The sequence below is a fragment of the Desulfuromonas sp. CSMB_57 genome, from assembly GCF_020194955.2.
Lineage (GTDB): Bacteria > Desulfobacterota > Desulfuromonadia > Desulfuromonadales > Syntrophotaleaceae > JAFCIY02.
On sequence record NZ_JAFCIY020000072.1, the window covers coordinates 1 to 7,036 of the forward strand.

A 7,036-nucleotide genomic window follows, 5' to 3' on the forward strand; every position below is an offset into this window, starting at 1 on the left:
CTTAGAAAAGCAGCTGGGTCTGGAAACGGAAGGCGTCGACTTTGTCGCCATTGATAATTTGGTCGTTGATGGCGTAATCGACCTTGAAGTTGATGTTGTGGCCCTTCAGGAAGTAGTTCAGCCCGATGTTGAAGGTATTGAGCTCAGTGCCGTTATCCGGATCCTGGTGCTGCCAGCGCAGGACCGGCTGGATGTGAGAGCCTTCCCGGAAGGGGCAGGGCAGCAGATAGCCGGCTTGCACCGAAGCGGTCTGACCAGAGTAGTAGGGGCCATCCCAGTCGTAAAAAGTGGCCGAACCCACAATGCGGCCATTCCCCAGAGGCTGGTCGATATGGGCGCCGAGGTTCCAGGCTTTGTGGTCTTCTACTCCAGCGCCTCCGAGGCTGATGTAATCGTAGCCGGCGCTCAAGGAGAGCACTTTCAGGGCGCCGAGGCTGTTCATATTGTAGAACCAGCCGGGCTGGGCATCGGCGAAGTTGACCATGATCATGCCGGTGGTGCGCAGGTTGTCATCCCCATTGGTAACCGAATCGCGTTCGCCGCGGAACAGGCCGACGCGGTAGTCGATCAGACCTTCGAACAACAGACCGCGCACTTCGATGCCGTCATCCCGCCAAGCAGCCCGGCTGTCGGCGAGGGAAGGCACTTTGGTCGGCCGGAGGTTGTAGTCAATGCCCAGGGTTTGGGCCGCGGAAGCTCTGTTCTCCACGGAGAAGGGAACCAGGATCCGGCCGATGGAGATGTTGAGTTGGGGCATGATCTGAACATCGATGAACCCGGTGTTCCAGACGAGGTCGCTGCTGGTATTTCTCTTGCCAGCGTTGGGGACGTCGGTATCGAAGAAAAACTTGACGTTCTTGTGTACCGAACCGGTGGCCATAATGCGTGCACGACGGGCGAAGAAATCATTGCTCCACTCATCGTTGTTGCCACTGCCGTCTTCGACGGCTTCGAATTGTACCTGGCCAAGGAAGCCGACCTGCATCCAGACATCATCATTTACAGCCAGTTTGGGGCTCCAGGCCAGGGCCGACGTTGCGGCGCCCAGCACGACGGCCAGCATCGCGATGCTGCTCACTAATTTACGCATGTTGCCTCCACCTAACGATAAAATTAAAAGATTTTGGTTCACAAGGAACCGGATGAAGAATTGCCGTTGGAGTTCGGACCCGACCCGAAATCAGCGGCGCGCGGAAAAGGCCTTGGCGGCCCGTTGCAACACCTGCCATCCCATGCGCCTGCGTAACCCGACGAAACGCGGCCCGGCAGGATGCTGCCGTAGCAAAATGTCACCTCCTTACAATATGAAATTCACCAGACAGGCAGTCTGCCCGGTGGATGTGTTTCATTGTGGAAAAACGTCATTGGACGGGTTGCCGGCGAGCCTGGCCGGGGCGTGGCGGCCCCTGTATCGTGTTGGCCGAGCCATCAGTGTTGGCCGGCGCGGCCTGCAGTTGGGAAATCCTTGCAGCAAGGGCTTTGCCTGACAACTTCATGCCGTCATGGGCAATATTGAAGTCGCGATCGATGATGACCACGCGCGGGATGGCCTGGATTCGATAGCCCCTTTGTGCCCTGCCGTCATCCAGCAAGGCATGAAAGGGCACGGGAAATTGCTTGTCCGCAAGGTACTTCGTGATCTGGTTCGGATCGTCCTTGATATAAACTTCGAGGACCGTGACCCCTTTTTCCTGCAGCAGGGGGCCGGCTTTGAGAATGGTGCCGATTTGGGATTTGCATGCCGGACACCAACTGGTGCCGAAGACGAGGAGGATATTGCGGCCGGCGAAATCGGACAGTCGGACTTGCCGGCCGTTCAGATCCGCCAATTGGAAATCGGGGGCCGGGTCGCCTGGCGACAAAAAAGCCGCGGCCGGGGCCACCCAGGCGCAAAACAGCAACCATCCCGCCAGGACGATAAGAGCGATGCGCTGCATATGTCTCCTTCTCCCACATTGCATAAAAGAGTAAAACAGCGTCATATTTGGCGATTCCGCCGGCGAAGTCAAGCAAAAATCCCCGCGGGTATCAACAAATGGCCCATATCAAGGGAGCGCTTGGGGGGTTATTGACTTTTTTCGCGTAATCCATTAATTTTAAGGCGATTTGCATTTCTTCCGAGCCGGCTCCGGTCTGACCGCGGCCGGCTGTTGCCAACGCCCTCCCGGATGTCACGCCATGCGAAGGATCCAACCCTTGTCGGACCGGTTTTTCGATTTCCCCATCGGCATCTCTCCCTGGCGCAGCGAATTGCGGCGCCGCAACCAGTTGCGGGAAGGCTACAATTTCAGCCTGCTGGAAAACTCCTCCGATTCCTACCGTTTTACGGCCATGGCCAAAGCCGGCAAGGTGGAGGATATTTTCCGATCCTTTGCCGCCCTTTTGCCCGAGGAAAGCTTTTTCATCCTGGAGTTTTACCGTGATGAAGAAGAGCCGGACCAACAGGCCGAGAACGCCGGTCCGGTTTTATATTATTCGCCCTATCTGCCGACAGATGAATTGCTTTCGCTGGTGGGCCCTTACTTCCAACGCTTGATCCACGACGGCTTTGTCGGTTTCGGGCTGGCCAACAACCAGGTCGGCATGGAGCTTTTCTATTCCGAGGAAAAGATCCTGACCTGCTTTACCGGTAACCATATCCGCATCATGGATCTGCTCGGCAAGCATGAGATCCCCTACAATGCCCGGCAGCAGTTTACGTCCGATTTCGGCCACGACCATCTTTCCCTGCTCTGCTACCGCCGCAATCTGCTCCCCGCCGACCTGGCTCTGCTGCCGGAGGCGGAACTGGATTATATCTGCTTCTGTCAGGAACTCCTCGATCAGCTGGAGATGTATCCCGTCGAGGACGATTTTTCCTTTTTCCTCTCTCCCCGCGAACAAGGGCAGATTGCCGAGTGCTTGGCCCGGCATCCGGACTACGCTTTTTATGCCGATGAGGACTTTGGCGATCTGTTGTTGAGTTGGAACGACTTCGTCCATGAGTGTGACCATGGTTTTGAAGGATCCCTCGAAGACTACCAGGATGGTCTGCGCCTGCGCGATCTCATTCAGCATGTCATCGAGGAGGTTCCGGAGTTGCTGGCGCGCAAGCTCACCGAGGTGGTTGGCGAGGCGGATGGCTGCCTGCGTCGTAACCTGGTGGAAAGCCGCAAGCGTTTCGATGTTCCTGAAGACCTTGCGTCCCACGGGGATCGTTTCTGGTATCGCGGCATGGTGCGCAACCAGGGCGTGGATCTGCGCCGGGATCTCATCCGCCGGGGCTGGTTCCAGCCCTGATTCGGCGACACCCCTGCCCTGGCAGGTTCAATCCCCCTTTGGAGCCGGGCCATGATCGCCATCATCGCTGCTGTTGCCGACGAATCCCGCCTGTTGCGGCAGTGGCTGTTCCCCTGTGAAGTGCGCCGTTGCGGCCGCCGCGATCTGTATTGGGGCAACCTTTTCGGCCGGCGCATTGCGCTTATGCACTGCGGCGTGGGCAAGGCCAATGCCGCGGCCACCGCAACCCTGTTGCTGGAACAGAACCTGCCGTCCCTGCTCATCGCCATCGGTTGTGCCGGCGCCTATCCCGACAGTTCCCTGGCGATTGGCGACCTGGTGCTGGCTTCGGAGGAGCTGTATGCCGATGAAGGAGTCATTACGGGTGACGGATTTCGAGATTTTGCCAGCCTGGGTTTTCCCCTGCTCCAGGAAAACGGCGCCACCCTGCCCTGCCGTTTTCCCATTCCGACCGATCTGCTGGCCAGCGCCCGACCGTTTATCGAGCAGAGCGCCCGGGACGCCGGCTGCAAGCTGCTGATGGGCCCGCTGGTGACGGTTTCGACCTGTTCCGGCACCCTGGCCGCCGGTCGCGACATCGCCCGGCGCACCGGGGGCGTTGCAGAGAATATGGAGGGCGCCGCCATCGCTCAGATCTGCCGTGAGTACGGCGTGCCGTTCCTGGAAATTCGCGGCATTGCCAACCGGGTCGAAAACCGCGATCTCGCCACCTGGGATCTGCCCGCCGCATCCCGCAACGCCCAACAGGCCGTCCGTGCTCTGCTGCAGGGCTGGTCGAGTCCGCCACGGCGGGCCTGATGCCGTTGCTGCACCTGGGCTTTTCCTCCTGCCCCAACGATACCTTCATTTTCGCTGCCCTGGCCGCCGGTTGGATTGCTCTGCCCAACCTGCATCGACCGCCGCTCATCGCCGATGTGGAAACCCTCAACCGGCTGGTCGTGGCGGAATCCCTGGATATCAGCAAACTGTCCCTGGCCGCCTATGGCCAAGTACGGGAAAAATATGTGCTGCTGACCTGTGGCGCGGCCCTCGGCCACGGTCAGGGGCCGTTACTGGTCTCCCGGGTGCCCCTGGCCGCTGCGGATCTGCAACGGGTCCGGGTGGCGGTGCCGGGTCTGCTGACGACCGCCGCCCTGCTGCTGCGCCTGCACGGTCTGCGCGCCGAGCAGTTGCTCGTCATGCCCTTCGACCGGATTCCTGCCGCCGTCAAGGAGGGTCGTATCGAGGCCGGGGTCGTCATCCATGAAAGCCGCTTTGCCTGCAGCCGATACGGTTTGCTGCCCCAACTCGACCTGGGCGCCTGGTGGCTGGAACGGACCGGTCTGCCCCTGCCCTTGGGCGGCATTGTGGCACGTCGGGCCTTGGGCCGGAAAACCCTGGAAGCTATTGCGGCGGCCATCCGGGCCAGCCTGGATTTGGCCCTGGCAGAGCCGGAGAGGGTGCTGCCCTATGTGCGAGAGCAGGCCCGGGAACAGGACGCCGAGGCCATCAAGAGTCATATCCGTCTGTTTGTCAACCGGGACACGTGGGGATTGGACGCCATGGGAAAAGCAGCGATTCTGACGTTGCTGGAGCAGGCGGGGGAACTCGGAGAACTGCCGGATTGTTGCCAACCGGTATTTTTGGATTAAAGCCGAATACAGCCGGCATCTTGCGCCATACAAAAAAGCAGCGGCACGTTCGGGGAACGGCCGCTGCTTTTTGGTTCGGGTATGGAGCCCTCTCAGCTGCAGATGCGGCAGTTGGGCATATGGATGGCTTTGATGAAATGGGCGTCGACCGCTTTGGCCAAACTGTCGATGGTCGCATTCGGCAACATGCTGTCGACGGACAGCACCGCCATGGCCTCGCCGGCCTTGGCCCGCCGGCCGAGTTGCAGGGCACCGATATTGATGCCCGCTTCGCCGAGAATGGTGCCGATGCGGCCCAGAAGGCCTGGCCGGTCCTCGTAGCTGAGCACCAGCATATGTTCTTCTACCTGAAAATCCGTCATGTAATCGCGCATTTTGACGATTTTGGGGATGCCCTCGAAGAGGGTTCCCGCCACAGTACGGCGGCCCGCCGGGGTGTTCAGGGTGATGGTAATCTGGTTGGAAAAGGATTCCAGCTCGGTGGAACGGGATTCCTCCACGGCGATGCCCATCTGTTCGGCCACCAGGCGGGAGTTGACCATATTGACATCCTGCTCCGTCTGCCGGTTGAGCAGTGCTGCCAGGCCGCATACGGTCAGGGGCGAGCAGTCGTAGCGCGCCAGTTTGCCCTGGAAGGCGAAAGTGACCTTGTCCGGATTGGCCGGGGCCAGTTGAACGATGAATTCCCCCATCTGGCTGATCAGGGCCATGAACGGCCGCATGTGCTTCATAAGATCGGGATCGAATTTGGGAATATTGACGGCGTTTTCCATGGGCTGGCCGTCCAGGTAGCGGATGATCTCGAGACTCACGTCATGAGCGACGTTTTTCTGCGCTTCGAAGGTGTTGGCGCCGAGATGGGGGGTGACGATGAGGCGCGGGTGGTGTACCAGCTTGAGCACCCCTTCGGAATGCGGTGGTTCTTCGCTGAACACGTCGAAAGCCGCCCGTTCCACTTTACCGCTTTCCAGGGCCTCGAGCATGGCCGGTTCGTTGACGATGCCGCCCCGGGCGCAATTCACCAGAATGACTCCGTCCTTCATGGCCCGGAACTGGTCCGGACCGATGAGATCGATGGTTTCCTCGGTGCGCGGCGTATGCAGGGTGATGATGTCGGCATAACGGACGATGTCTTCCAGGGAAACCAGGCGGACGCCGAGATCCTCGGCGCGCTTGGGGGCGATATAGGGGTCGCAGGCAATGACTTCCATCTCGAAAGCTTTGGCCCGCAGGGCGACGCGCCCGCCTACCTTGCCGAGGCCGATGATGCCGAGGGTGCGGTCCTTGAGTTCATGGCCGGTGAAGGGGGCCCGGCGCCATTCGTCCGCCTTGAGGGACGCATTGGCCGTGGGGATGTTGCGGCACAGGGTCAACATCAGGGCCATGGTATGTTCGGCCGCGGAATTGACGTTGCCGTAGGGCGCATTGACCACGATGATACCGCGGCTGCTGGCGGCATCCACATCGACATTGTCGATACCTACCCCGGCCCGGGCCACGATCTTCAATCGGTGGCCGTGCTCCAGCAGGGGGACATCGACCTTGGTGCCGCTGCGGGTGACGATGGCATCGTACTCGCCAACGATAGCGTGCAGTTCCGCTTCGGTGAGGCCAACCCGGACATCCAGGCTGATGCGGGGATCATCTTCGAGGGGTTGAATACCCTCCGGCGAGATTTCATCGGTAACCAAAACCTTCATGGTGCATCCTTGACTATGAATGGACTATGTAAAAAGGGCGATAAGCAGAGTTCTTTGGGAGCCCGGCGACCGGGTAAGCGGCCAAGTATATGAAAAATCCGCTGCTATTTCAACGCCAAAAGGTCGAAGCTGATACTGTCCCGGTGCGTCTGCGGAGGCTATTTGATGATTTTAAGGTGGCTGCGCCCGGGGGCGGGCGCAGCCGGGTTGTCTTCACCCTGATCGTCGATTTCCGGTGCGCTCAGCCCCGGCAAAGTGCCTTCTTCAATCATCCGGTCGAGGGAGTTGGCAATGGTCAGGCACTGCTGCATGCAGACCCGCTTTACCGGACAGGTGGAGCAGTCGGCCTGGCCGCCGGCGATTCGCAGCGCATGGATCACCAGGGCGACGCTTTCCGGTTGCGAAAGAGGGATGAAAAACATGGAA

7 protein-coding genes are annotated in these 7,036 nt (G+C 59.8%); 3 read left to right on the forward strand and 4 right to left on the reverse strand.

Annotated features, from left to right (window positions below):
• Position 1 precedes the first annotated feature (1 nt).
• Both JQN68_RS14080 and JQN68_RS14085 read right to left on the reverse strand, forming a co-directional pair.
• Positions 2-1,090 (reverse strand): porin, encoded by a 1,089-nt coding sequence (locus tag JQN68_RS14080; protein ID WP_225073618.1) that lies wholly within the window; start codon positions 1,088-1,090, stop codon positions 2-4.
• Positions 1,091-1,361: 271 nt separating this feature from the next.
• A complete protein-coding gene (locus JQN68_RS14085) occupies positions 1,362-1,937 on the reverse strand; it encodes a TlpA family protein disulfide reductase (protein WP_225073617.1) in 576 nt (191 codons plus the stop codon).
• A 241-nt stretch (positions 1,938-2,178) separates the two neighbouring features.
• On the opposite strand from JQN68_RS14085, the gene JQN68_RS14090 reads away from it, so the two are divergent.
• The 3 genes from JQN68_RS14090 to JQN68_RS14100 are packed head-to-tail and all read left to right on the forward strand — an operon-like array spanning position 2,179 to position 4,910.
• A complete protein-coding gene (locus JQN68_RS14090; protein WP_225073616.1) occupies positions 2,179-3,279 on the forward strand; it encodes a hypothetical protein in 1,101 nt (366 codons plus the stop codon).
• Positions 3,280-3,330: 51 nt separating this feature from the next.
• Positions 3,331-4,077, forward strand: a complete 747-nt coding sequence (gene mqnB, locus JQN68_RS14095; RefSeq protein ID WP_225073615.1) for a futalosine hydrolase — start codon at positions 3,331-3,333, stop codon at positions 4,075-4,077.
• Positions 4,077-4,910: a 1,4-dihydroxy-6-naphtoate synthase gene (locus JQN68_RS14100; RefSeq protein ID WP_225073614.1), complete on the forward strand. Its 834-nt coding sequence runs from the start codon at positions 4,077-4,079 to the stop codon at positions 4,908-4,910. Before mqnB ends, JQN68_RS14100 begins: the two co-directional genes overlap by 1 nt.
• Positions 4,911-5,002: 92 nt before the next feature.
• Here JQN68_RS14100 and serA read toward each other — a convergent pair whose 3' ends face one another.
• Together serA and JQN68_RS14110 are read right to left on the reverse strand one after the other, a co-directional pair.
• Positions 5,003-6,610 carry a phosphoglycerate dehydrogenase gene (gene serA / locus JQN68_RS14105; RefSeq protein ID WP_225073613.1) on the reverse strand — a complete coding sequence of 536 codons (1,608 nt, stop codon included), beginning with the start codon at positions 6,608-6,610 and terminating at the stop codon, positions 5,003-5,005.
• 158 nt (positions 6,611-6,768) lie between these two features.
• Positions 6,769-7,036 (reverse strand): hypothetical protein (locus JQN68_RS14110; RefSeq protein WP_225073612.1); only part of this gene is annotated, 268 nt, incomplete at its 5' end.

Coding starts and splice junctions, on each gene's coding strand:
- JQN68_RS14100 (WP_225073614.1), top strand. CDS start 4,077: ATGCCGTTGCTGCACCTGGGCTTTTCCTCCTGCCCCAACGATACCTTC.
- serA (WP_225073613.1), bottom strand. CDS start 6,610: ATGAAGGTTTTGGTTACCGATGAAATCTCGCCGGAGGGTATTCAACCC.
- JQN68_RS14080 (WP_225073618.1), bottom strand. CDS start 1,090: ATGCGTAAATTAGTGAGCAGCATCGCGATGCTGGCCGTCGTGCTGGGC.
- mqnB (WP_225073615.1), top strand. CDS start 3,331: ATGATCGCCATCATCGCTGCTGTTGCCGACGAATCCCGCCTGTTGCGG.
- JQN68_RS14090 (WP_225073616.1), top strand. CDS start 2,179: ATGCGAAGGATCCAACCCTTGTCGGACCGGTTTTTCGATTTCCCCATC.
- JQN68_RS14085 (WP_225073617.1), bottom strand. CDS start 1,937: ATGCAGCGCATCGCTCTTATCGTCCTGGCGGGATGGTTGCTGTTTTGC.